We start from the raw sequence: 24,726 nt of genomic DNA, 5'->3' as shown, positions 1-24,726 counted from the left end.
GCCGCCTGAAATGTCGGTGGCGACTGCTTTTGAGTGGCCGCAGTCAAAACTGAGCTGATATTTGTGCATAAAAATAGAGGCTGAGACAGCCCCCTGATTTTGAGGACACCATGAGCATCTGGTCCATCGACGCACAGACCGTCACCCACAGCATTCAGCTCGCTGTTGCGCCGGTTTTTTTTCTGACTGCCGTGGCCGGCATGATTGGCTCCGTAGCGGGGCGGCTGGCCCGCATCATTGACCGGGCCCGCAAGCTGGAGGAAAGCCTGCGCACCCTGGACGATCACGATCTGATCGCCCGCCATCTCAAGGAGCTGCATTTTCTGCGCGAGCGCGGGCGGCTGGCCAACGTCTCCATCGCGCTGCTGACGCTGTGCGGCATGTGCATAGGGCTGACCATCGTGCTGCTGTTCGTGGGCCAGGCCTACGGCGTCAGCGGCCACGGCTATGCCGTTTTCAGCTTTCTGCTGGGGGTGCTGGCCTTTGTGCTGGCGCTGTGCTGCTTCCTCTGGGAGACCATCATGGCGACACGCATTCTGGACTTTCATATGCTCACCCAGGCCAGGGCGGCCGTGCGCCATGTGGAGTCCGAGCATCGCCCCTGATTGCGCTGCGAGACATGTTTTTCCTGCCTCTGATCCTGGTGCCCATCGTCTTTCTGATGGCACTTGCTCGCCTCTATCAGATTCCCGTGCAGCTGTGTTCGGGCCGGTTGCTGCTGGTCGAGCGCGGCAGGCCGGTCTTGCGTCTGACCACCTTGCTGGCCTATGCCGGCCTGCTGGCAGGTAGCGGGGCATTGCTTGCGGCCTTGGTGTATGCAAGCTTTTTCGCGGCCGACCGATGGTCGGCCTATCTGCATCTGGTGCCTTATCTGGCGCTTTATCCCTTTCTCTACCTGGCGGCTGCCTGGGTGTTCTATTACGGCCTGAAAAAGTCTTCAGCAGACTGAGCTAGTCCTTCATGGGCTCCAGCCAGGCAGCTGCGGCATGGATGATGCAGTCGGTCAGGCGTTGCAGGCTGGCCTGGGCATTGCGGGTATGGGCCCAGTACATGGGGATGTGGAGATCTCTGCCCGGGAGCAGTTCCGTCAAATCGCCACTGGCCAGCTGCGGGGTGATCAGCTGGGCCGGGTGCATGCCCCAGCCCATGCCCAGTTCCACGGCACGTGTGTAGCCCTGGTTGGAGGGCAGAAAGTGACGCGCATTGTTGCGCCGTCCGTCCAGCCCCAGGCCGTGCAGCCATTGGTCCTGCAGGCTGTCCTTGCGGCCGTAGTACATCATTGGCGCCTTGGCCAGCATCTGGGCCAGCTCCCGATCCGACTCGGCCTGGGCCAGGTGGCGCTGCACAAACTCCGGGCTGGCCACGGCGATATAGCGCATGCGGCCCAGCGGCCAGGTGTTGCAGCCTGCAATCGCCGAGCCCGTGGCCGTGACGGCGGCCATGACTTCGCCTTCCTTGATGCGTTTGGCCGTGTGGTCCTGGTCGTCAATGCTGATGTCCAGCAGCTCGTTGCCATCCTGCGTGAAGGCCGCCATGGCATCCATGAACCAGGTCGACAGGGAGTCGGCATTGACCGCCAGCTTCAGCGTGGGCAGGGCGGTCTGTCCTTCGGGGACCAGCTCGGGGTTCTTGCGTCGCAAATCGTTTTCCAGCAGCGCCACCTGCTCCACATGCAGGCACAGGCGTCGGCCGGCCTCCGTGCCGGTGCAAGGCGTGCCGCGCAGCACCAACACCTGCCCCACGCGTTCCTCGAGCAGCTTGATGCGCTGGGAGATGGCGGAGGGGGTGACATGCAGCTTGCGCGCCGCACGCTCGAAGCTTCCCTCGCGCAATACAGCGGCAAGCGCTTCCAGTCCCGCGTAGTCCAACATTAGAAATTCTTCATTGAATTGAGTAAATGTAATTTTACTTAATTGCTTCGCAGAGCAAGAATCCGGGCCGGTTTGGAGGAGTCAGCGACTCATGGACATGACAACTAATTTCTATTCCGCCTGGATTGCAGGCTTTACGGTGTGCGCTTCGCTCATCGTTTCCATAGGTGCCCAGAACCTGTATGTGCTGCGACAGGCAGTGCATGGCGAACATGTGAAGGCCTGCGTGGCTCTGTGTGTGCTCAGCGACGGGCTGCTGGTTGCGCTGGGGGTGGCCGGCATGGCGCAGATGCTGGCCAGCTATCCGGCATTGGCCCAGTATCTGACGCTGGGTGGCGCCGCATTCTTGCTGGCCTATGGCCTTTTCGCCTTGCGGCGCATGTGGCTGGCCCCGGATGCCGCCATGGAGGCCGGCGAGCGCAGGGCTGCACCACGCGGAATGATGAGCGTGCTGGCTGCGCTGGCAGCCATCACTTTGCTCAATCCTCATGTGTACCTGGATACGGTGTTGCTGATGGGCTCGATTGGCGCCCAGCAGGAGGGTGCGGGCCGCTGGTCCTACGTGATGGGGGCAGCCTCGGCCAGCTGCCTCTGGTTTGTGCTGCTGGCGATGGCGGGGCGCCGTCTCAAGCACTTGTTTGCCAACCCCGGTGCCTGGCGCGTCATGGACGGTATCACCGGTGTGATGATGCTGTGTCTGGCCTGGTGGGTGGCAAACAGCGCTTTGGGAATGGAGATTTGAGTCTCAAGTTGCGCCAGCGCCATTCATTGCAGGCTCTTTCACACCCCCACATCGGGTTTCAAGCCTCTGCGGCTTGTTCCCACAGACCCACGGCTTCGATGAGGTTCCAGCTATTGCATTCAATGCGGTAGTGGCCTGTGGCTCCGGTCTTCTGGCTCTGGCCCTCGATCACCACAATATGCCTGCCATGGCGCTGGGCTTCGGAGAGCGGGCGGATCTTGTCATAGTTGTGCCTCTCGGCAATGTCGCCACGAAAGGCAATCGTCACTTGCTCGCGCCGGGGGAAGTAGTCCTTGGCATATTTGTCCAGAGTGCGATCGGCAACCAGCGTGGCCATATCGGGCGAGGTGGCGGAAGAAGCGTTCATCGTGTCTCCTCAAGAGTGGACTCTTGTTTGTGTGCGGAATCTGAGCCGGTTTATGACGTAATTGTTGCATTTTGTTTCCAGTGGCGCCAGTGCCAACCTCCATGACAAAAGGCAGACCTCGTCCTGCATCAACTCCGGCCGGGCGGTCGCACGGCGGAACCGCCTTATGGCGCAGACAACGGCAGCTGCAGACCTGTCTTGATGCGCTCCAGCGCGATCGAGGTGCTGTAGCGGCGAATGTTTTCGTCCCCTTCGAACAGGCGTTTGCAGATGGCCTGGTAATCATCCATGTCGGTTGCCGTGACGACCAGGATGTAGTCGGTTTCGCCCGTCACATAGAAGCACTGCTGCACAGCCGCTTCGTCGGCGATACGCGCCCTGAAGCCGCGCGACAGATCCGGCCTGTCATTGACCAGCTGCACGGTGATGACCGCAGTCAGCGTGCGGCCCACCTTGACGGGCTCCAGCACGGCCACATTGGCGGCAATCACCCCGGTTTCCTGCAATCGTTTGATGCGCCGCTGCACGGCTGGGGCCGAGAGGTTGATGTGCTCAGCAATCAGACGCTGCGGCATGAGGTTGTCACGCTGGAGCAGGGCAAGAATCGCGTGGTCAAAGGAGTCCAGGTCGGCAGCAGGCATGGTGTTGGATGGGTTGAGAGCGAATCTTGCAGATTCAGGGCTGAAAACGAGCAAATTTCGCGGGTGACATGCAATATCGTACTCACCTATGTCAAAGAACAGCTGGAATCATTGGTGGCCCGTGTTGGCCGTGTTGGGCTCGGTCACTGCACTCGGGCTGGGGACTTCGCTGGCCAAGCAGCTGTTTCCCCTGATCGGTGCCCAGGGCACATCGGCACTGCGAGTGGGCTTTGCAGCGTTGATTCTGGTGTGTGTCTGGCGGCCTTGGCGCTGGTCGCTCAACCGTCAGCAGGCACAGGCTCTGCTGATTTTCGGCATGGCACTGGGCGGCATGAATCTGATGTTCTACATGGCGCTGCGCGATATTCCGTTTGGCCTGGCCGTGGCCATCGAGTTTTCGGGACCGCTGGCCGTGGCCATCTACTACTCACGACGCGCTTTGGACTTTGTCTGGCTGGCGCTGGCGGTTGTCGGCCTGGCACTGATTCTTCCTCTGGGTGGCAGTGCTTCGGGCCTCAACCTGTCCCCGGTGGGTATTGCCTGCGCGCTCGGAGCCGCCATCTGCTGGGCCTCCTACATCGTGCTGGGGCGCAGGCTGGGCCATATCCCCAGCGGCCAGGCCGTCTCCCTGGGCTTGCTGTGCGCGGCGTTGGTGGTGGTGCCGTTTGGTGTGGCAGAGGCTGGAGTCAAGTTGCTGACGCCGTCGATTCTGCTGTTCGGGTTGATGGTGGCGGCCATCTCCAGTGCCTTGCCTTACTCACTGGAAATGCTGGCTCTGCGCCGTCTGCCGCCTGCCACTTTCGGCATCGCGCTGGCGACCGAACCGGCCATTGCAGCACTGATGGGCATGCTGCTGCTCAGCGAGAACCTGACGGCCACGCAGTGGACCGCCATTGCCTGCATCATGGCAGCGGCCATGGGCAGTGCCGTGACGCGCGCAGGTACCAAATCGCCCGCAGTGGATGCTTCGGCAGCCACTTCCGGATGAATACCCATGCTATGAAAAGAGATGCTGCTAGCGCTTGCTCATCAATGCTTTGCCGAAATATTTCTAGTGAATAACCCTTGGAATTTAAGCGGCAAGCTCTGTTTTCTGTAGCTGCAATGGTTCGAAACGCTGCTTGTGCAGCGTTTTTTGTTGCCGCCCAGATTGCCTATAAAGCGATGTTCCGATCAGTTTTGCTAGTCGTCGAAATCTTGAATGATGGCAGATAGATAGGGGGCTTTATTGCTTCCATGAGGACAGACTTCTATGCTCATTTCGAGTCATATTTTTTGACCGATTTTTGCGCTATCCGGTTTGCGGTTTTGGCTGTCGTGGCTACTGCGTATTTGTAGGAATCTCGGTCTATTCAAATTAGGAGCGAGGTGCTACAACGGACGCACACGGTAACGAATGCCTTGCAACTTTGCGGCACTGATTCGAGCCCTGGTGCCGCCACGGGAGGTCATATGGATGTCATCAGCAATTCCGCAGCACGCTACGTTCGCCTGCGTGAAGAAGAAATGTCGCTGGACGAGTACCTTAGCCTTTGCCAGCGTGATCCCATGGCCTACGCCGGAGCCTCACAGCGCATGCTGTCCGTCATCGGTGAGCCCGAAATGGTGGATACCCGCAACGATCCCGTGCTGTCGCGTCTGTTTGCCAACAAGGTCATCCGCCGCTATCCCGCATTCTCTGAGTTCTACGGCATGGAAGATGCCATCGAGCAGGTGGTGAGCTTCTTTCGCCATGCGGCCCAGGGCCTGGAGGAACGCAAACAGATTCTCTATCTGCTGGGACCTGTGGGCGGCGGTAAAAGTTCGATTGCAGAGCGTCTCAAATACCTGATGCAAAAGGCACCGTTCTACGCGCTCAAGGGATCGCCTGTGAACGAGTCGCCACTGGGTTTGTTCGACCCCGTGGAAGACGGCCCGGTGCTGGAAGACGAGTTCGGCATTCCGCGCCGCAGTCTGCAGCATGTACTCTCGCCCTGGGCCGTGAAGCGGCTGGAGGAATTCGGCGGAGACATTCGCCAGTTCCGAGTGGTCAAACGCTACCCCAGCATTCTCAAGCAGATAGGCATTGCCAAGACCGAGCCCGGCGATGAGAACAACCAGGATATTTCCAGCCTGGTGGGCAAGGTGGACATCCGCAAGCTGGAGAACTTTTCGCAGGACGACACCGACGCCTACAGCTACTCCGGCGGCTTGTGCCTGGCCAATCAGGGCCTGCTGGAGTTCGTGGAAATGTTCAAGGCTCCGATCAAGGTGCTGCACCCCCTGCTGACGGCCACGCAGGAAGGCAATTACAAGGGCACGGAAGGCTTTGGCGCGATTCCGTTTGACGGCGTGGTGCTGGCGCACAGCAATGAAAGCGAATGGAAGGCCTTCCGCAACAACCGCAACAACGAGGCGTTTCTCGATCGTATCTACATTGTCAAGGTGCCTTACTGCCTGCGCGTGAGCGAGGAAGTCCGCATCTACGAGAAGCTGATCCGGGAGTCTTCGCTGGCCAACGCCATCTGCGCGCCTGGCACGCTCAAGATGATGGCGCAGTTCTCCGTGCTCACGCGCCTCAAGGAGCCAGAGAACTCCAGCATCTTCAGCAAGATGCAGGTCTATGACGGCGAAAGTCTCAAGGACACTGATCCGCGCGCCAAAAGCTATCAGGAATACCGTGACTACGCGGGCGTGGACGAGGGCATGGAGGGCATCTCCACCCGCTTTGCCTTCAAGATACTGGCCAAGGTCTTCAATTACGACAGCACCGAAGTGGCGGCCAATCCCGTGCACCTGATGTATGTGCTGGAGCGGCAGATCGAGCGCGAGCAATTTCCGGCCGAGCTGGAGACCAAGTACATAGGTTTCATCAAGGAATATCTGTCCCAGCGCTATGCCGAGTTCATCGGCAAGGAAATCCAGACTGCCTATCTGGAGAGCTATAGCGAGTACGGTCAGAATATCTTTGACCGCTACGTCACCTACGCCGATTACTGGATTCAGGACAGCGAATACCGCGACACCGATACCGGCGAGGTGTTCGATCGCAATGCGCTCAATGCCGAGCTGGAGAAGGTGGAAAAGCCGGCCGGCATTGCGAACCCCAAGGACTTCCGCAACGAGATCGTCAACTTCGTGCTGCGGGCCAGGGCCAACAACCAAGGCAAGAACCCCAGCTGGACCAGTTACGAGAAGCTGCGCGTGGTGATCGAGAAGAAGATGTTCTCCAACACCGAGGAGTTGCTGCCGGTGATCAGCTTCAACGCCAAGGCCAGTGCCGAAGATGCGCGCAAGCATGAGGACTTCGTCACTCGCATGGAAGCCAAGGGCTATACGCCCAAGCAAGTGCGTCTGCTTTGCGAGTGGTATCTGCGCGTGCGCAAGAGCAGCTGACAGCGGTGTCGGTGGCCCGGCACGGCCACCGACAGGACGGTTGAGTTGAGAACAGCCCCTGGAGATGGGAGCACAGATGGCACTGCATATCATCGACCGCAGGCTCGCAGGCAAGAATAAATCGGTGGGCAACCGCGAGCGGTTTGTGCGGCGTTTCAAAGAGCAGATCGCGGAGGCGGTGCGCAAAGCCGTGTCTGCGCGCGACATCCGCCATATCGATCAGGCGGAAAGCATCACCATTCCGAAAAAAGACATTCAGGAGCCGGTCTTCAGGCATGGTCAGGGCGGTATCCGCGATATGGTGCTGCCTGGCAATCGCGAGCATGTGCGCGGTGACCGCATTGCCCGGCCGCCTGGTGGGGGCGGCGGTTCGGGGTCGCAGGCCAGCGATAGCGGTGAGGGGCAGGATGACTTCACTTTCACCTTGACCAAGGAAGAGTTCATGGAGCTTTTCTTTGAAGATCTGGCGCTGCCGCGCCTGCTGCGCAACCACATCGGCAATACCTTGCAATACAAGACAAGGCGCGCCGGCTACAGCCATGACGGCACGCCCAGCAATCTGGCGCTGGTGCGCACGATGCGCGGCGCCCTGGGGCGGCGCATTGCGCTGACCAAAGCTCCGCACCGTGAGCTCAAGGTACTGGAAGAACAGCTTGAAGCTCTGCTGGCGCAGGATGACGGCACCAGTGAGTCAGTAGCCGAGCTGCAACGCCGTATCGATACCTTGCGTGAGCGTATCGGCGCAGTGCCTTTCCTTGAACAACTGGATCTGCGCTTTCGCAATCGCAGCAAGGTGCCCGTGCCCAGCAGCCAGGCCGTGATGTTCTGCGTGATGGACGTGTCCGGCTCCATGGATCAGGAGCGCAAGGAGCTGGCCAAGCGCTTTTTCATCCTGCTGTATCTGTTTCTCACAAGGCATTACGACAAGATCGAGATTGTTTTCATCCGCCACCACACCCAGGCGGCGGAAGTCACCGAAGACGAGTTCTTTCACTCCACGGAAAGCGGCGGCACGGTAGTCAGCAGCGCGCTGGTCCTGCTCGAACAGATCATCAGGGCCCGCTACCCGGTCAACGACTGGAATATCTATGTCGCCCAGGCCAGCGATGGCGACAACTTCAGCGACGACGGCGGCAAATGCCACAGCCTTCTGGCCGAAAGAATATTGCCGCTGGTGCGCTACTACGCTTACCTGCAAGTGGTGCTCGAGGAGCAGAGTCTCTGGGAAGAGTACAGCCGCCTGCTACCGCTGTTCCCCCATTTCGCCATGCGCAAGGTATCGGCAGCCAACGAGATCTACCCGGTGTTCCGCGATCTCTTCAAGAAGGATGGGGTATCGATATGAACCTCAATCTCTATCCCGTGCTGGATCTCAGCGCCAGCAGAAAGGCCGGAAATTCGCATGCCCAGGGGGAGCCGCGCTTTCGCGATGTGCCGCAGGCACCTTTGATGGCATCCCAGCGACCGGCGTCTCCCTTGCCCGACCCCAGCGACTGGACTTTCGAGCTGATCGAACAGTATCACGCGGCGATTGCTGCCACGGCTGAGCGCTACGGCCTGGATACCTATCCGAATCAGCTGGAGATCATCACGGCCGAGCAGATGATGGATGCCTATTCCAGCGTGGGCATGCCGGTCAATTACCGGCACTGGAGCTATGGCAAGGAGTTTCTGGCCACGGAGCGCCGCTACCGACGAGGCCATATGGGATTGGCCTATGAGATCGTCATCAATGCCAACCCCTGCATCAGCTATCTGATGGAGGAGAACAGCACGGCCATGCAGGCCCTGGTGATTGCGCATGCGGCCTATGGACACAACAGCTTTTTCAAGAACAATTATCTGTTTCGCATGTGGTCCGACGCGGGCAGCATCATCGACTATCTCGTCTATGCGCGCGACTATGTGGCGCAATGCGAGGAACGCTATGGCTTCGACACCGTGGAGCAGTTGCTGGATTCCTGCCATGCGTTGTCGAACTTTGGTGTGGACCGCTATTGCCGTCCCTCGCATAAAAGCCTGTCGCGCGAGCGCGCCGAGAGAGAGGCACGTGAAGCCTATGTGCAGCAACAGGTCAATGTGCTGTGGCGCACGCTTCCTGCCCGAAGGGACAAGGACAAGGACAGCACGACGCAAGGCAGCGAGCGCTTTCCCAGAGAGCCCGAAGAGAACATCCTCTATTTCATCGAGAAGAACGCTCCCTTGCTCGAACCCTGGCAACGAGAGATCGTGCGCATCGTGCGCAAGATCGCCCAGTATTTCTATCCGCAGCGCCAGACTCAGGTGATGAACGAGGGCTGGGCCACCTTCTGGCATTACACATTGCTCAACACTCTGTATGACGAGGGTTGGCTGACCGATGGCGTGATGCTGGAGTGGCTGTCATCGCATACCAATGTGATCTACCAGCCGCCCGCTGGCCACCGGGCCTTCAGCGGCATCAATCCTTATGCGCTGGGCTTTGCCATGTACCGTGATATTCGGCGGATCTGCGAAAAGCCGACCGAGGAAGATCGCCGCTGGTTTCCCGACATGGCTGGTACGCCCTGGCTGCCGGCGCTGCACCACGCCATGCGCAATTACAAGGACGAGAGCTTTGTCGGCCAGTTTCTGAGCCCGCACCTGATACGCGACATGCGTTTGTTCTCTCTGCACGATGACCCTGAGGAACGTGATGTTCTGGTCAGTGCCATTCACGATGAAGATGGCTACCGCACACTGCGCCAGTTGCTGTCTCAGCAATACGACCTGGGGACGCGCGAACCCAATATTCAGGCCTGGAGTGTGAATCTGCGCGGCGACCGCAGTCTTACTCTGCGGCATACCCAGTACCAGGGCAGGCCGCTGGCAGAAGATGCACAGGAGGTTCTCAAGCATGTGGCTCGCCTGTGGGGATTTGGCGTGCATCTGGAAAGCGTCAACGGCGATGGCGAGACACCGGTTTTGCTGCACTCGGTGCCTGCACCCTCGCATTGAGAAATCTCAAGTGGAAGTTGCTTTAAGCCCTTGCCTGTAGAGCGCTATAAGCGATCAAATCAAAAGAAAAAGCGCTGCAGAAGCAGCGCTTTTTTCTGGCTCAGGTCGTCAAGTGTGGCCGGTGGCCGGTTCTGTCCGGCCCCGGGGCCACAGCAGGTGCCTGTGCCCACCGTGCTCTTCGCAGCGCGACCGTCATCCCCTGTAGAGGATGGGGGGCACCAACGTTTCTAAGGCCTTTGCGAATCAGAACGCGGGAACCACGGCGCCCTTGTACTTTTCCTGAATGAACTTCTTGGTGTCTGCAGAGTGCAGAGCGCTCATCAGCTTGGCAATGTCGGCGCCGTTGGCGCGATCCTTGCGGGCCACCACGATATTGGTGTAGGGCGAATCGGCACCTTCGATGAACAGGGCATCCTTGGTGGGGTTGAGCTTGGCTTCGATTGCGTAGTTGGTGTTGATCAGGGCCAGGTCGACATCAGCCAGTGCGCGGGGCAGCAAAGGCGCTTCCAGTTCCTTGAACTTCAGCTTCTTGGGGTTCTTGACGACGTCCAGAGCAGTGGGGGTCAGGCTCTTGGGATCCTTGAGCTCGATCAGACCATGCTTGGCCAGCAGAATCAGTGCACGGCCGCCGTTGGAGGGGTCGTTGGGAATGGCCACGGTAGCGCCATTCTTCAGATCCTTGATGTTCTTGATCTTGCTGGAGTAGGCACCGAAGGGCTCCACATGAACCTTGCCGTTGGGTACGGCCACCAGCGAGGTCTTGCGGTCCTTGTTGTAGCTGTCCAGATAGGGCTGGTGCTGGAAGAAGTTGGCATCCAGCTGCTTGTCTTCCACGGCAGCATTGGGCTGCACGTAGTCGCTGAACTCCTTGATTTCCAGATCGATGCCCTGAGCCTTCAGTGCGGGCTTGATGTGATTGAGGATTTCGGCGTGAGGAACGGCCGTGGCGCCCACCTTGAGCACGTCAGCAGCCTGGGCCGACAGCGCCAGAGTGGCAATAGCGATAGCAGAGAGAGCTTTCTTCAACATTGGTTCTGACCTTCTTCAGCAAGTTGCAATAAATTCCGGGCCTCATCTGGACCGCAGCGAACTAAGGTGCATAGTCTAGTGCCGTGTACCGACGTCTGCAGGACATTTTTCTTATTTGGTTATAAGAGCGTCGTTTTTTATACAAAATCTGATTTCGATTGACTGCCATGAATCCCGAAATGCTGGAGCGCCTGGTGCGCGTGCCTATGCCTTATGGCAAGTACAAGGGCCGTTTGATTGCCGATCTGCCCGGCAACTACCTCAACTGGTTTGCCCGCGAGGGCTTTCCCAAGGGCGAGATCGGTCAGTTGCTGGCCTTGATGCAGGAGCTTGACCACAACGGACTCAGCGCCTTGCTGGAGCCCATTCGCAAGGCTGCAGGGCTGCCGCCAAGAGCACAGGAATAGGCAAGAGAGGGCTGGCTGCGGTCGGCCAGATGAATATGCGGCAGGCGGGCCTGCAAAAGCCCTGGCAGTTTGCCTTTGGCCGGAAGCAGGTGACTGGCCCTTGGGCTTGGCCGACTGCGGCCGCGGCCAGGCCGCGAGTCTCCAAAATGACCTGCTTTGGCCTTGACGGCGTTGTCAATCATAGGCTCTGGACATATACAGATGCAGCTGGTCGCAGGGTATGGCCTCAAGCCTCGGAGTCTTGCGAGAGGTCCGAATGCTGAACAATGCGTCCCTTGCCTGCATGTTTGGCCGAGTACATGGCCTCGTCCGCACTCTGCATCAGGTTGGCCGAGGAACTATCTGCGGTGCTGATGGAGATACCGATGCTGCTGCCGACTTGCACCATCACTCCACCATTCAGTGCAATGGGCTGGCGCACGGCTTCCATGCAGCGCTTCATGACAGACATGGCCTCACCGGGAGTGTGCAAGCCCGATAGCAGCACCACGAACTCATCGCCGCCCAGGCGGGCAACGCAGTCGCCGGCACGAGCCTGGGCCGTCAGTCGGGCAGCCACCACACGTAAAACCTCATCGCCTGCGTCGTGACCCTGGGTGTCGTTGACCTGTTTGAAACCATCCAGATCCATGAAGCACACTGCAAGCATCTGGCCGTCTGCCAGCTCCTGGTTCAGCGTTTCCTCAAGTGCTCGGCGGTTCGCCAGACCCGTCAGAGCGTCGTGGTTGGCAAGGTGATTGGCGGCTTGTTCGCCTCGCTTGAGGGCGTCAATGTCCACCAGAATCCACAGCGACTCTTCGGCATTCAGCAGTGTGCCGGATGCATCCACCCACAAAAGCTTGCCCTCGGCATTCTGCACCTGGAACTGAGCGTGAAATTTGCCCCGAGCCAGCAAAGAGCCATAGGCTTTTTCGCCGATACGCCTGTAAGAGGCTTCGTCGGGGTAAAGCATGCGCGTGGATGCACCCTGCAGTGCAGCTGCTGGCTGCTTGAGCAGACGGCGCATGGCGGGGTTGGTCCAGACGATCTTGCGCTCGCGCAGGCGAGCCATGCCGATCAGGTCATTGTTGATGACCAGTTCCTGCTCTTTGCGGATGCGGCGTTCACGCTGCTGCAGCCGGTACAGGGCTACCGAACCCAAAGCAATCAGGGCAATGCACAAGCCGGCGAGACCCCATGCACGCCAGGCGGAGGCGCGCCACATGGCCATATAGGCTTCCGTACCCAGCCCGGTAAACACCGTCAGAGGATATCCGGGCAGCCGATGGTAGGCCGTGATGCGCTCCACGCCATCGATCAGGGTCGGTGTGATGTACCAGCCTTCCTCGCTGTTGCGGCTGATGGCCTGGTGATATTCGGACGAGACAGCGGCCTTGCCGATACCTGCGTCGGCATCCTGGCTTGCAGCCGGATAGCGCGCGACCAGCAGTGCCTGATCGGTGCGCAATGCCATGGCGCTGCTGGTGCCGAACGACTGGCGCTGGAATAGCTGGTGAAAATGTTCGGCCGCGACAATGGCATAGACGATGCCCTGAAACTGGCCGCCCTCGGCCTGAAGACGCCTTGCCAGCACGATAGACCATTTTCCGAAGGAGTGGCTGATCAGAGGCTCGGACACCACCATTCGGTCCGTTGCGCGGGCTTGAGCGAAATAGGCGCGTTCCGCCACTGAAAACGGCACATCAATTTCGCTGGGAGTGATGAGTACCTCGCCAGCACTGTCTGTGATGCGCAGGGCGGTGACAAAAGGAATCAGGGCACGCTGTTCCTGAAGCATTTCGTACAAGGCAAAGTTGGCCGCGGAAAGTCCGTCAAGGCTGCGTGCGCGGTAACGACTGGCAATCGATGACAGAGCGTTGTCCACCAGTCGCACCTCTGCAGCCAGCTCCAAGCTCAGGCTGCGCGCTTGGTGCCTGGTGACGGCTACTCCCAGGTCCATGTCCGCGCGGTAATTGGCATGCACGCCAAGCCAGGTGGCAAAGCACAGCAAGGCCGCTACCAGCAGGTTGCCGAGCACGATGCGATGCAAAAGCTTGTGAGAGCGAAAGCTTGTCATCTTGATTCTTGAGGTCCTTGAATACCAACCTGGGTCGGAAACGGCTCGGTTCCGGACACTTGCATCAACCACCTGCCGAGTAAAGCATCGCAGAGCTCAACAGCGCAATAGTCTTGCAATCATCCAGCAGGTGTCGGGAGCTTGCTGCGAGCATGCTCCCGAGAGGGGCGCCGCCTGCGCGAATGGCCAGAAGTGGGGCTCCAGGCATCGATGTGTTCCTGGTGCGTGATTGTGCAGGGGCGAGCCCTTTCTCCATGCTTGTCGCGGGCACAAGGCGATGCGTTCCGGCAGATGAGGGCTCTGAAGCATATGCGGAAATAGTGAAGGCCTTGAGAAAATCTGAAATGAGAATTGATATCATTTAAGGTCTTTTTGAGATCTATTCCCATTGCACCATGCCCGTTGTCGAAACAGCCTCCCATCGTGAAGTCGCAGCGCTTTACACAGATCATCACGGTTGGTTGCAGGGCTGGTTGCGCCGAAAGGTCGGCAATGCCTTTGACGCAGCAGATCTGACGCAAGACACTTTTGTCCGTATCCTGGGCGTGCGTGAGCCGCCGCGTCTAGAGTCGCCGCGTGCTTATCTGACCACCGTGGCCAAAGGGGTGCTTGTCAACTGGTGCCGGCGGCAGGCGCTGGAGCGTGCCTATCTGGAGGCTTTGGCCCTGTTGCCGGAACCTGAAGCACCGTCGCCGGAGCACCGGGCCCTGGTGCTGGAGGCCCTGCATGAGATAGATGTCATGCTTGATGCCTTGCCGCCGCTGGTACGGCGCACTTTTCTGCTTTCGCAGCTGGAGGACATGAAGTACGACGATATCGCCTCGCAGCTGGGCGTATCGCTGACCAGCGTCAAGCGCTACATGGCCCAGGCTTTCAGGCAGTGTCTGGCGTTGATGGAATGACTGCAATGGATGCACGTTTGCTGGACGAGGCTGCGGATTGGCTGGTCCGTCTGAACGATGAAGGCCTGACGGCTGCCGAACGCGTTGCCTTCGAGCGCTGGCGCCAGGCCAGTCCGGCCCATGAAGGTGCCTGGATGCGGGCCGAGCGGCTGATGGACAAGCTGGGCGGGTTGCCGCCGGCGCTGGCCATGCCGGCGCTGGGCCGATCACAGCGTCGCAGCCGACGGGCCGCTGTGGCCAGGCTGGCTGTTTTGCTGGCCGCCGTGCCTGGTGGCTGGATGAGCTGGCGTTTGGCACAGCAGCAGGGGTGGGCAGCCGACCTGCGTACTGTCGCGGGCGAGCAGCGCCTCGTGACATTGGCCGACGGCAGCCGTTTGCTGCTGGATACAGGAACGGCCGTCGATGTCCGGTTTGATGCTCATCAGCGCCTGATACATCTGCACCGGGGCTCGATCTTGCTGGAAACTGCTGCCGATCCCAGTGGCGTGGACCGGCCGTTGCTGGTGGCGACGGCCGTGGGGCGCCTTCGGGCGTTGGGCACACGCTTTTCGGTGCAGCAGAACAGCGAGGGCAAATTCGTGGATCTGGCCGTAACCCAGGGTGCGGTCGAAGTCACATTACTGGGAGCCTCCCGGCCAGCGCTGGTGGTGCCCGCGGGCAACTGGGCGAGGTTGACTGCGCTGGGAGTAGGGGAGCTGCAGACGGTACGACCGCAGCAACTGGCCTGGGTGCACGGCATGCTGGTGGCGGACGCCATGCCATGGCAGAAGTCTGCGCCCAGCTGTCGCGTTACCGGCCCGGCCTGCTGCACTGTGCCCCGGAGGTGGTGTCCATCAAAGTGTCGGGCGCGTACCCTTTGGCCGATACCGACCGGGCCTTGGCCATGCTGGCCGAAACCTACGCCGTGACGGTGCATCGGCGCTGGCAGGGTTACTGGGTCACGGTGGCGGCCCGCTGAGTTTACAAGCAAGGCATCTTCAAAAAAATGCACGAAGGTGAGACTTTCCGGGAAGTTGTTTGGCAAGCAAGGTGAACCACTCATTTTTGCTTCCAAAGGACTGTCTTTCATGCCTGCTTCCATGGCCTCCCGTTCCCTATCGAATCCTGTAATCAGCCCGGTTGCGCGCGCCGCCCAGCTTGCCTTGCTGGGCTGGGCGCTGGCGGCGACCACCGTGCAGGCTGCCGAGCCACCCGCAGCCGGGCAGGCTCAGGCTTACCGGATAGAAGCAGGGCCGCTGGGCCGGGTGTTGTCCGAGGTGGCAGCTACGGCCGGCATGGCACTGTCGTTCGATCCTGCGCTCACACAAGGTCGGCAAAGCCCGGTGCTTTCCGGCAGCTATACGCCGCGCGAGGCACTGCAGCGCCTGCTGGCTGGCAGCGGGCTGGAGCTGGTGTCGCGTCACGGCGGCAGCTACACCCTGCAAAGGCAGGCCGTGGCGCCCGTCTCGAGTGAGGAGGGCAGCACGCTGTCCGAAGTGCGCGTCACGGCTCAGGCCGAACGCAGCGGCACCACCGAAGGCACGGGCAGCTACACCCAGACGGGGCCCAGCCGCACGGCAACGGGTCTGGGCCTGACTCTGCGCGAGACGCCGCAGTCGGTAAGCGTGATGACACGCCAGCGCATGGATGACTTCAAGCTGGAGACGCTGGCCGATGTGCTGGAGCAGACGCCGGGCATTGGCGTCTATCGCCAGAACAACGCGACGGACTTTCAGGCCCGCGGCTCGGAGGTGAATCTGCAGGTCGACGGCATGTCCCAGCTCAGCAACGGCTGGTACTTCGTCACCAGCACCATGTATGCACTGGACGATATGGCGGAGATGGACCGTGTCGAGGTGCTCAAGGGCTCGTCGGGACTGGTTGTCGGCAAGGGCGGCTATGGCGCCACCGTCAATCTGATCCGCAAGCGTCCCACGCGTGAGTTCCAGGCCAGCGTGCGCGCCAATGCCGGCAGCTGGGATACCTATCGAGCTCAGGCCGATATAGGCGGCTCGCTCAACGAGGCGGGGACGCTGCGCGGCCGCGTGGTTGCGTCCATGACGGATGCGGGCAGCTTTCGCGACAACGAAAAGAGCAACAGCAAGATGCTGTTCGGCACGCTGGAGGCGGATCTTACCCCCGATACCCTGCTGAACCTGGGCATCACGCTGCGCCAGCGTGAGGCACGCGGCTTCGGCACGACCCGACCCATCCAGCGCTACACCGCAGCGGGTGCCGAAGTGGGACTGATGCCACGCTCGTTCAACAACGGTGCGCCCTGGTCGGGCTATGAACAGGAAAGCACCGAGCTCTTCGGCAGCGTGGAGCAACGTCTGGCCCATGACTGGACGGCAAGCCTGAAGTTCTTCCATCAGAGCGTGAAGATGGACGACATGAAGCTGGGCTATCTCTGGAACAGCACAACCGCTGCCTATCTGCCATGGCAGGACGTGGAAAACCGCAACTGGTCGGTCAATCTCGATGTCAAAGGTCCTTTCACCCTGCTGGGCCGCACGCACGAGCTGCTGGCCGGCGTGGGTGTGTCGCGCTACCACAGCGGCTTGCTCTACGGCAGCTCCAAGAACGTACCTCTGGCCAATCTGGGCCTGAGCTATGCCCAGGGCGGTGGTGCGCTGGCCCAGCCCGATTTCCGCAACTGGAACTATGACCGCCATGTCTTCAACCAGCGCCAGCGCTATGCCTATGCGGCAGGGCGCTTCCGTCTCGCAGATCCGCTGCAGCTGATTGCCGGCATGCGCGTGACGCAGTACCGCCAGCATGATGTGACGCCCACCTGGTGGAACTACGATATGCGCGAAACCGTCACTACGCCCTATGCCGGCCTGGTCTACGAAGTGCATCCCCAGGTTTCGCTGTACGGCAGCTACGCCACCATCTTCAAGCCGCAAAGCGCACAGGATGAACAGGGGCGCACCCTTGATCCAGAGCAAGGCAAGACCTATGAGGTCGGGGCCAAGGCCGAGTTCTTCGACAAGCGGCTCAACGCCAGCATCGCTCACTTCTGGATGAAGACCGATAACTCGGCCGAGGAGACAGGCGGTTTCACCCCTGGCGGCGACATGGCCTACCGTGCCGTCAGCGGTGCCACGCGGCGCGGCTGGGAGCTGGAACTGTCGGGTGAACTGGCGCGCGGCTGGCAGGTGCAGGGCAGCCTGGTGCAGCAAAACAGCTCGCTGACCAGCTCCAGCCAGTATCCCAAATACCAGCTCAAGCTCGGCAGCACCTACCGCTTCGACGGCGGCTCGCTGCGTGGCCTGACGCTGGGCGCGGCCACTCGCTGGCAAAGCAAGACCTCAACCAGCGACAGCCGCAACACACTGGCGCAGCAGTCCTATGCCGTGCTGGATCTGATGGCCCGCTACCAGGTCGACAAGCATCTGTCGCTGAGCCTGAACCTGAACAATGTGCTGGACAAAAAATACTTCGCGGGCGTCAGCAGTCTGGGCGGCCTTTATTACACCTGGGGCGCGCCGCGCAGCGTGAACGTGGGCATGCGCTACGACTTCTGAGAGGTGGGAAGGGGCTATCAATAACCATAGCTGTCATCGCTTGATGCAATTGCATTTCAGATATTTCTATATCTGAAATCAAATAGTTGAGAGTGCAGATAGCTATTGTTTTATTGCTCCAGTGCTAGAGCCTGCAATCTCTTGCGTTCCATATGCGCGGCACATTCTGAGAGCAAATGCCTGGGTGAAATGATGTTGTTGAGAATGATTCCTATTTATTGGAGTATGATCCACTTCCATGGAAATGACAGCCTCTTTCACCCGCGCGCTGCTCTCGGGCTTCGACCGGGCCTATGCGGACCTTTTGCGCGCTGCCACGCGCAGCACGGGCTGCCGCGAGGAGGCCGGTGATGCCGTGCACGACACCTGGTTGAGGCTGGCAGAGCATGCGCAAGCGGCTCAGGCTGAACAGGCCGGGCCTGCCGACAGCAGCGGTGCGGCCCCAGGGCCGCGCGATGCGACCGCCTATCTGGTCGTCATGGCACAGAACATGGCCCTGGATGCACAACGCCGCCGCAGGCGCCATGGGCGTTACCTGGACGCCGAGGCCGTGCGCGAGCAGATGGCTCCCAGCCATGCGCCCGACGTGGCCGAGTCCGTCATGTACCGGCAGGCGCTGGCTGCGCTGGAAGCCGCGCTGGTCGCGCTGCCCGAGCGCAGCCGCAAGGCCTTTGTTGCTCACCGCGTGCATGGCGTGCGCCAGCCCGAGATCGCGGCGCGCCTGGGCGTGTCGCTGAACACGGTGGAGCGTGACCTTATCCAGGCCAATGCCTGCATCGAGGATGTGCTGCACCGCTGGCGCGGCAGCAGCCCGGCCGGTGCACAGCGCGCGGGCCATGCGGGGCGGCGCCGCAGCCTGGGCGCCTTGCTGGGACTGGCGGGCGTGGGGCTGGGCGGGGCTGCCGCCTGGCAGCAGTGGCTGCTGTATCGCCAGACCCATGTGCAGTGGCAGGCCAGCTGGAGCAGCGCACGCGGCCAGCAGGTGCGCCACGGCCTGCCCGACGGCTCGAACCTGCTGCTGGATGCGGCCAGCAGTGCCCGGGTGCAGTACTTCGTGGCGCGGCGCGCGGTCACGCTCGTCCAGGGGGCGGCCTTCTTCGAGGTGGCTCGCGACGAGGAGCGGCCTTTCACGGTCGATGCGGCGGGCGTGCGGGTGACGGTGCTGGGCACGCGCTTCGGCGTGGACATCGAGGAGGGGGGCCAGGGCGGACAGCGGGTTTCCGTGCAGGTGGCTTCCGGCCGGGTGCGGGTGCAGACGCTTGGCGCGGATGCCCGGGCCTGGCAGACGCATGAGCTGGGCGCGGGCCAGGGGCTGCGCCTGGAGAGAGGCGCGGTGGTGCGCACGCAGGCTGCATCCGGGGATGCGGCGGCCTGGCGCCATGGCGAGCTGGTGTTTGCCGACACCACGTTGGGCGAGGCGCTGCAGCGGCTGGGGCGCTATGCGCCTTTTGAGCTGCAGGCTACCCCCGAGGCCGCGCGCCTTCCTTTGAGCGGGCGCGTGCGCATCGCCCAGGCCCATGCCTGGGTCAGGGCCCTGCCGCGGGCTTTGCCGGTGCAGGTGCGCCAGCAACCCGGTGGCGGCCTGCTGTTGGCACTGGCTCCGTGAGTGGCCCCGCAACCGGCGCGGTGAGCGGACCAGTTTTTTTCAGGGTTGTTGCCGTGCCATACGTCAAGACAGTGATCTCCGGGTATTGACCTCATCACTGATTCAAGGACGACTTGCATGCATCCGCTTCTTCCCCATTTCCGTTTCCATCCATTGGCCCGGGCCGCCGTCTGCCTGGGTCTGGCCATGCCGCTGCAGGCCGCCTGGGCCCAGGCGCCAGCGCAGGCCGTGCCTTTTGACATCGCTGCCCAGCCGCTGGGCGGTGCGCTGCACGAGCTGGCGCGCCAGGCCGGCCTGCAGCTGGCTCTCGATCTGGCGCTGGTGCTGGGCCGGCAGGCGCCCGCGGTGCAGGGCCACCGCGATGTGGGCGCGGCACTGGAGTCGCTGCTGCGCGGCAGTGGCCTGCAAGGGCATGTGGAGCAGGGCATGCTCACCGTACAGCCCGTGCCTGCGGCCACGGGCACGGAGCCGTCCACGCTGGCTGAGGTGAAGGTGGTGGCCAACCAGCTTGGCGAGATCACAGAAGGCTCGGGCCTGTACACGCCGGGGGCCATTGCCACGGCCACGCGGCTGGTGCTGACGCCGCGGGAGACGCCGCAGTCGGTGAGCGTGGTCACGCGCCAGAAGATGGACGACTTCCAGCTCAACTCTATTGACGAGGTGATGGAGCACACGCCAGGGGTGAGCGTGGTTACCTACGACAGCGAGCGCACGGTCTATTACGCGCGCGGTTTTGCCATCAACAATTTCCAGTACGACGGCATTCCCATGCTGCGCGACTCGGGCTATTCGGCGGGCAACACGCTCAGCGATACCTCCATCTACGACCGCGTCGAGGTGCTCAAGGGCGCCACCGGTCTGCTCACGGGCAGTGGCGACCCGGGTGCCACCATCAATCTGGTGCGCAAGAAGCCCACGCGCGAGTTCCAGGGTCATGCGACGCTGGGCGCGGGAAGCTGGGGCAGCTACCGAGGCGAGCTGGACCTGAGCGGCGCGCTCAACGAGGCGGGCAGCGTGCGCGGCCGGGTCATGGCGGCGCGTCAGGACCGGCACACGCAGCTGGACCATTACAGTCGCGATGCCTCGGTGTTCTACGGCATCCTCGAAGCCGACCTGGGGCCGCGCACGCTGCTGACCCTGGGCGCGGACTTCCAGAACAACAAACCCAGGGGCTCGACCTGGGGCGGTATACCGCTGCTCAACGCCAACGGGGACTTCAACGATATGCCGCGTTCGTTCAACAACGGCGCCCGCTGGAGCCGCTGGGAGCAGTACACCCGCACCGCGTTCGCCACGCTGGAGCATAGCTTCGACAGCGGCTGGGTGGCCAAGCTGCAGCTGAACCGGCAGATCAACGGCTACGACGCCAACCTGGGGTCGGCGGCCGCGGGCTTTCCCAATCCCGCCGACAGCTCGGGCGTCAGCATGTGGGCGGGGCAGTACATAGGCCGCACCACCAGCAATGCGGCCGACTTCTATGCCAGCGGCCCGTTCCGGCTGGGCGGGCGCGAGCACGAACTGGTGCTGGGAGGCAGTCTGACCAACCGGCACTGGAAGAACCGCGGCTGGTGGGATACCGGCAGCTATGACAAGACGGTGGACAACTACTATCTCTGGAGAGGCGATGTGGCCGCCCCGGCCTGGGGAGCTATGCCGGACTTCACCAACGACGAGACCACGCGCGAGCGCGGCCTGTATGCGACCGCACGCTGGAATCTGCGCGACGACCTGAAGCTGATCACCGGCGGGCGCTGGTCCAATTACACCAACCGCGCTCAGCAGCTCAGGGAGTCGGGCGTCTTCGTGCCCTATGTGGGGGCTGTGTACGACATCGACGACACCTACTCGGCCTATGCCAGCTATTCGGGCATCTTCAAGCCTCAGTCCGCCCAGGACGAGCAGGGGCGCACGCTGGAGCCGTTGCAGGGCAAGAACTACGAGCTGGGCGTCAAGGCCGCCTTCCTGGACGGCAGGGTCAATGCCTCGGCCGCAGTGTTCCAGCTGGAGCAGGACAACTACGCCCTGGAAACCGGCGGCGTGACCCCCACGGGCGCCACGGCCTACCGCGCGGTTCAGGGCGTGGAGACGCGCGGCTACGAGTTCGAGGTCTCGGGCCAACTCACCCCGGCCTGGCAGCTGCAGGCGGGCTTTTCGCATGGCGTGGCGCGACAGCAGGGCGAACGCGTGTCCACGCTCACGCCGGCCAACCAGTTCAGCTTCTACAGCAGCTACCGGCTGGGCGGCAGCCTCAGCGGTCTGACCCTGGGCGGCGGCGCGCGCTGGCAGGACAAGACCTGGGGCGACATCTCCACGCCCGCCGGCGGCACCGTCACGCATACCGTCAAGGGCTACTGGATCGTGGATGCCATGGCGCGCTACGAGTTCAGCAAGCAGCTGTCGGCGTCGCTGTCGGTCAAGAACCTGCTGGACAAGCGCTACTACACCATCTTCAACTGGTACAACACCTACACATGGGGGACTCCGCGCAGCGTGAGCGTGAGCGTGACCTACAAGTTCTGAGCCATGGGGCCGGCTGCCCTGGCGCATGGCGCCGGGCACCTGCTGCATCTGGGGATGGCCCTTTTGGGGTTTTCGTTTGTCATACAGGAAGAGAGGGCGCCCGCGCCCGCTCCATCCCAGGAAAACCCGATAGCTACCCAGGTCACCATCCCGATCTTCCTCCCATGATTCCATCCAACGCTGCCCCTGCGGGCGCTCACCTTCTTTCCCGGCTACTGGCGGCCGTTGCCGGCGGCTATCTGCTGGCCAGTGCCCTGGCCGTATTCCTTGCCACGGTCTTGCCTGCATCGCGTGCCGAGGCCGTGCTCGCCGGCATGCTGTGGAGTTTTGCGCTGCAAGTGCTGGCCGTGATCTGGGCGTTCTCGCCGGTGTCGCCCGGCCGTGTCTGGCTGGGCCTGCTGCTGCCGGCCGCCGTCATGGCAGCGGCATCGGCGTGGCTGTCAGGGGGAGGCTGAGCATGGCCGAGCAGAAAAAAACCTCAGGTGCCGGACAGGGCGGCTTTCGCCAGGCCCAGGCCTGGCTGCATACCTGGTGCGGTCTTTGGTTTTCCTGGCTGCTGTTCGCGGTGTTCCTGACGGGCACGCTGGCAGTCTTTGCGGAGCCTATTTCGCACTGGATGACGCCCGAGCACCATGCCGAGGAGGCCGAACATGCGCAGGCGGCAGCGACCGGCAAGCAAGGGGGCGACCTCGCGCAGCGGCTGGCATGGGGCGTGGCCTATATGGAAAAACACCATCCGGGCGCAGAAATGTGGGAACTATGGCCCTCGGATGCCCAGGGAGCCGGCGACCTGCGTGTGTACTGGTTCGATGAAAAGCGCCAGTACGCCTCGGCACAGCTGGATTCCGCTACCGGACAGCCGCTGCCAGCTCATGGCGTCGTGCGCGCCACCCAGGGCGGCCACCATTTTGTGGATTTCCACTATCGGCTGCATGCGGGGCAGGCGGGACTTTGGGTGGTCGGCATTGCTGGCATAGCCATGCTGGTGGCGTTGGTCAGCGGCGTCATCACGCACAGGCGCATCTTCAAGGATTTCTTCACCTTTCGTGCCCACAAAGGTCAGCGCAGCTGGCTGGATGCCCACAATGCGGTGGCTGTGCTGACGCTGCCGTTCCAGATCATGATTGCCTACACGGGCATTGCCATCTCCGCGTCAACATTCATGCCGGCCGGCATTGCGGCCTATTTCGGTACGGGCAGCCAGGGGCTGCACTCCTATGTGGTGGCGCTCAACGAGTCGGACAGGCCTGAGCGTTCGGGCCGGGCGATGGCTGTTCCGGGCCTGGAGCCGTTTGCTCTGCGCGGTCAGGCGCTGATGGGCCAGCCTGTACGGGCTGTGGTCGTGGACAGCCCCGGTGACGCGGCGGCGCGCATCGGTGTCTATGGCTGGAACAGCGACGAGGAAATGCAGCAGCGCCTGAGCCCCACGACTGGCATGGTGATGTTCTCGGCAGCAACCGCAGAAGTGCTGAAGCTGCGCCAGCCTGGCGATGTGGACGGTGCTGGCGCCTCCATGACCAAGTCGGTGATGGGCAGTTTGCACCAGGTGGAGTTCGGCGGGCAGCCGCTCAAATGGCTGTATTTCCTCTGCGGGCTGGCCGGTAGCGCCATGATGGCAACCGGGGCCATCCTGTTCATGGTCAAGCGTCGCGGCAGGCATCTGGGCAGGCAGGCTGGCGAGTTCGGCAGCGCCACGGCGCGCGTGTACCGGCTCGTCGAAGGACTCAATGTGGCGGCCATCGCGGGTCTGAGTCTGGGCTGCATAGGCTATCTGTGGGCCAATCGCCTGGTTCCCGTCGGGCTGTCCCATAGAGCGGGTTGGGAGCTGGCGGTGTTTTTCGGGCTTTGGAGTCTGGCGCTGCTGCATGCCCTGGTGCGTGCGCCCGCCGCGGCATGGCAAGAGCAACTAGGCCTGCTGGCCCTGTTGTGTCTGCTGCTGCCGCTGCTGAACTGGATCACGGTAGCGGACAGCCTGCCGGCCCAGATTGCTCGCGGCGACTGGGAGAGTGCGGGTGTGGAGTTGTGTGCCGTGGCGCTGGGATTGCTTGCCGCCTGGGCCTGGGCTTATCTGAGGCGCCGCGGCGCCGATGCAGCGCGGCGTGTTCCTGCAGTCAAGATGGAGGTGGGAGCATGAATGCCTTGCAAGCTTCGGTGCTGGCTTTTGCGCTGGCCTTTGCCGGCATGGTGGCACTGGCTTTTGCCATGGAGCGTCATCATGAACAGCTCACGGGAGCCATGGAGATTTCTCGGGCTCGATCGCGGCTGCTGCGCTGCGCGGGAGCATTGCTGTTGGCTGTGGCCGTCATGCCCTGTCTGCGTGCCTGGGGCTTCTCGGTGGGATTCGTGGCCTGGCTGGGTTGGCTGTCGATAGGAGCGCTGCTCGCAGTTGCCCTGATCAGCGCCGCCGCCCGTGGGGCCGCTGCCGCTGGTTGCATTCTTTCGGTGGTGGCTCTGGCTTGGGTCTTTAGCGTGTGACAGGATCTGGCGGAGCATCATCGCCAGGTGCGGTCGACACAGACCGTGGTAGCGGTTTACCAGTGTCTGGCGGGGTGCTTTACGCTTGACATGTGCATGTCGTTCTGACCTCTCGCGCAGCCAGGAGTGTTCGCAGATGAGGGCCATCTGAATGCCGAGCGGATGAGTTTGCCGGCGGCTTTCGATTTTGCAGTCTGGCGCAAGGCAAGTCATGGAGTAGGGTCTGGCATTGCGCAACACCTCAGATGCA

General features: G+C 61.8%; 21 protein-coding genes. 16 read left to right on the top strand and 5 right to left on the bottom strand.

What is annotated here, in order from left to right:
* Window positions 1-110: 110 nt before the first annotated feature.
* On the top strand, window positions 111-605 hold the full coding sequence (locus tag FSY45_RS01805; RefSeq protein ID WP_003062966.1) for a DUF2721 domain-containing protein: 495 nt from the start codon (window positions 111-113) through the stop codon (window positions 603-605).
* A 14-nt stretch (window positions 606-619) separates the two neighbouring features.
* Window positions 620-949: a hypothetical protein gene (locus tag FSY45_RS01800; protein WP_046461945.1), complete on the top strand. Its 330-nt coding sequence runs from the start codon at window positions 620-622 to the stop codon at window positions 947-949.
* Between the two features lies 1 nt (window position 950).
* Here FSY45_RS01800 and FSY45_RS01795 read toward each other — a convergent pair whose 3' ends face one another.
* Entirely contained in the window at window positions 951-1,871 is a 921-nt protein-coding gene (locus FSY45_RS01795) for an HTH-type transcriptional regulator ArgP (RefSeq protein WP_003062964.1), read from the bottom strand.
* Between the two features lie 91 nt (window positions 1,872-1,962).
* On the opposite strand from FSY45_RS01795, the gene FSY45_RS01790 reads away from it, so the two are divergent.
* Window positions 1,963-2,613 carry a LysE/ArgO family amino acid transporter gene (locus FSY45_RS01790; RefSeq protein ID WP_003062963.1) on the top strand — a complete coding sequence of 217 codons (651 nt, stop codon included), beginning with the start codon at window positions 1,963-1,965 and terminating at the stop codon, window positions 2,611-2,613.
* A gap of 58 nt (window positions 2,614-2,671) precedes the next feature.
* Here the strand turns inward: FSY45_RS01790 and FSY45_RS01785 are convergent, their stop codons facing one another.
* Window positions 2,672-2,980 carry a hypothetical protein gene (locus FSY45_RS01785; RefSeq protein WP_003062961.1) on the bottom strand — a complete coding sequence of 103 codons (309 nt, stop codon included), beginning with the start codon at window positions 2,978-2,980 and terminating at the stop codon, window positions 2,672-2,674.
* A 164-nt stretch (window positions 2,981-3,144) separates the two neighbouring features.
* Complete coding sequence (locus FSY45_RS01780; RefSeq protein ID WP_003062959.1) at window positions 3,145-3,621, bottom strand: Lrp/AsnC family transcriptional regulator; 477 nt, start codon at window positions 3,619-3,621, stop codon at window positions 3,145-3,147.
* Between the two features lie 88 nt (window positions 3,622-3,709).
* Between FSY45_RS01780 and FSY45_RS01775 the strand changes: the two genes are divergently transcribed.
* From FSY45_RS01775 to FSY45_RS01760, 4 genes are all read left to right on the top strand, one after another.
* A complete protein-coding gene (locus FSY45_RS01775) occupies window positions 3,710-4,609 on the top strand; it encodes an EamA family transporter (protein WP_046461946.1) in 900 nt (299 codons plus the stop codon).
* A gap of 464 nt (window positions 4,610-5,073) precedes the next feature.
* On the top strand, window positions 5,074-6,996 hold the full coding sequence (locus tag FSY45_RS01770) for a PrkA family serine protein kinase (protein WP_003062956.1): 1,923 nt from the start codon (window positions 5,074-5,076) through the stop codon (window positions 6,994-6,996).
* Window positions 6,997-7,072: 76 nt separating this feature from the next.
* On the top strand, window positions 7,073-8,341 hold the full coding sequence (locus FSY45_RS01765; RefSeq protein WP_003062953.1) for a YeaH/YhbH family protein: 1,269 nt from the start codon (window positions 7,073-7,075) through the stop codon (window positions 8,339-8,341).
* Complete coding sequence (locus FSY45_RS01760; protein WP_003062951.1) at window positions 8,338-9,972, top strand: SpoVR family protein; 1,635 nt, start codon at window positions 8,338-8,340, stop codon at window positions 9,970-9,972. Before FSY45_RS01765 ends, FSY45_RS01760 begins: the two co-directional genes overlap by 4 nt.
* A gap of 243 nt (window positions 9,973-10,215) precedes the next feature.
* On the opposite strand, the gene FSY45_RS01755 is transcribed toward FSY45_RS01760, so the two are convergent.
* Window positions 10,216-11,001 (bottom strand): MetQ/NlpA family ABC transporter substrate-binding protein, encoded by a 786-nt coding sequence (locus FSY45_RS01755; RefSeq protein WP_003055852.1) that lies wholly within the window; start codon window positions 10,999-11,001, stop codon window positions 10,216-10,218.
* A gap of 167 nt (window positions 11,002-11,168) precedes the next feature.
* Here FSY45_RS01755 and FSY45_RS01750 point away from each other — a divergent pair, with 167 nt between their 5' ends.
* Window positions 11,169-11,408 carry a DUF3820 family protein gene (locus FSY45_RS01750; protein ID WP_003062948.1) on the top strand — a complete coding sequence of 80 codons (240 nt, stop codon included), beginning with the start codon at window positions 11,169-11,171 and terminating at the stop codon, window positions 11,406-11,408.
* Window positions 11,409-11,634: 226 nt separating this feature from the next.
* Here the strand turns inward: FSY45_RS01750 and FSY45_RS01745 are convergent, their stop codons facing one another.
* Window positions 11,635-13,464, bottom strand: a complete 1,830-nt coding sequence (locus FSY45_RS01745; protein WP_012838052.1) for a sensor domain-containing diguanylate cyclase — start codon at window positions 13,462-13,464, stop codon at window positions 11,635-11,637.
* 395 nt (window positions 13,465-13,859) lie between these two features.
* Between FSY45_RS01745 and FSY45_RS01740 the strand changes: the two genes are divergently transcribed.
* From FSY45_RS01740 to FSY45_RS01705, 8 genes are all read left to right on the top strand, one after another.
* Window positions 13,860-14,366, top strand: a complete 507-nt coding sequence (locus FSY45_RS01740) for a sigma-70 family RNA polymerase sigma factor (RefSeq protein ID WP_148747894.1) — start codon at window positions 13,860-13,862, stop codon at window positions 14,364-14,366.
* Window positions 14,367-14,371: 5 nt separating this feature from the next.
* Entirely contained in the window at window positions 14,372-15,274 is a 903-nt protein-coding gene (locus FSY45_RS01735; RefSeq protein WP_255443164.1) for a FecR domain-containing protein, read from the top strand.
* Window positions 15,275-15,433: 159 nt separating this feature from the next.
* Window positions 15,434-17,875 (top strand): TonB-dependent siderophore receptor, encoded by a 2,442-nt coding sequence (locus FSY45_RS01730; protein ID WP_046461972.1) that lies wholly within the window; start codon window positions 15,434-15,436, stop codon window positions 17,873-17,875.
* A 238-nt stretch (window positions 17,876-18,113) separates the two neighbouring features.
* Window positions 18,114-19,481, top strand: coding sequence for a sigma-70 family RNA polymerase sigma factor (locus tag FSY45_RS01725; protein WP_046461948.1), 1,368 nt, complete (start codon window positions 18,114-18,116; stop codon window positions 19,479-19,481).
* Window positions 19,482-19,598: 117 nt separating this feature from the next.
* On the top strand, window positions 19,599-22,001 hold the full coding sequence (locus FSY45_RS01720) for a TonB-dependent siderophore receptor (RefSeq protein ID WP_122975089.1): 2,403 nt from the start codon (window positions 19,599-19,601) through the stop codon (window positions 21,999-22,001).
* A 164-nt stretch (window positions 22,002-22,165) separates the two neighbouring features.
* The gene (locus FSY45_RS01715) at window positions 22,166-22,456 is read left to right on the top strand and encodes a DUF3649 domain-containing protein (protein WP_046461949.1); all 291 of its coding nucleotides are present in this window, start codon (window positions 22,166-22,168) and stop codon (window positions 22,454-22,456) included.
* A gap of 2 nt (window positions 22,457-22,458) precedes the next feature.
* A complete protein-coding gene (locus FSY45_RS01710) occupies window positions 22,459-24,135 on the top strand; it encodes a PepSY domain-containing protein (RefSeq protein ID WP_122975090.1) in 1,677 nt (558 codons plus the stop codon).
* Window positions 24,132-24,476 carry a DUF3325 domain-containing protein gene (locus FSY45_RS01705; protein ID WP_046461950.1) on the top strand — a complete coding sequence of 115 codons (345 nt, stop codon included), beginning with the start codon at window positions 24,132-24,134 and terminating at the stop codon, window positions 24,474-24,476. The genes FSY45_RS01710 and FSY45_RS01705 overlap by 4 nt, the downstream gene beginning before the upstream one ends.
* The last annotated feature ends 250 nt before the right edge of the window (window positions 24,477-24,726 follow it).

The organism is Comamonas sp. Z1 (assembly GCF_008121555.1).
Lineage (GTDB): Bacteria > Pseudomonadota > Gammaproteobacteria > Burkholderiales > Burkholderiaceae_C > Comamonas > Comamonas thiooxydans.
Note: the sequence above shows the minus strand (reverse complement) of the source record. Positions and strands in the feature narration are given on the sequence as shown.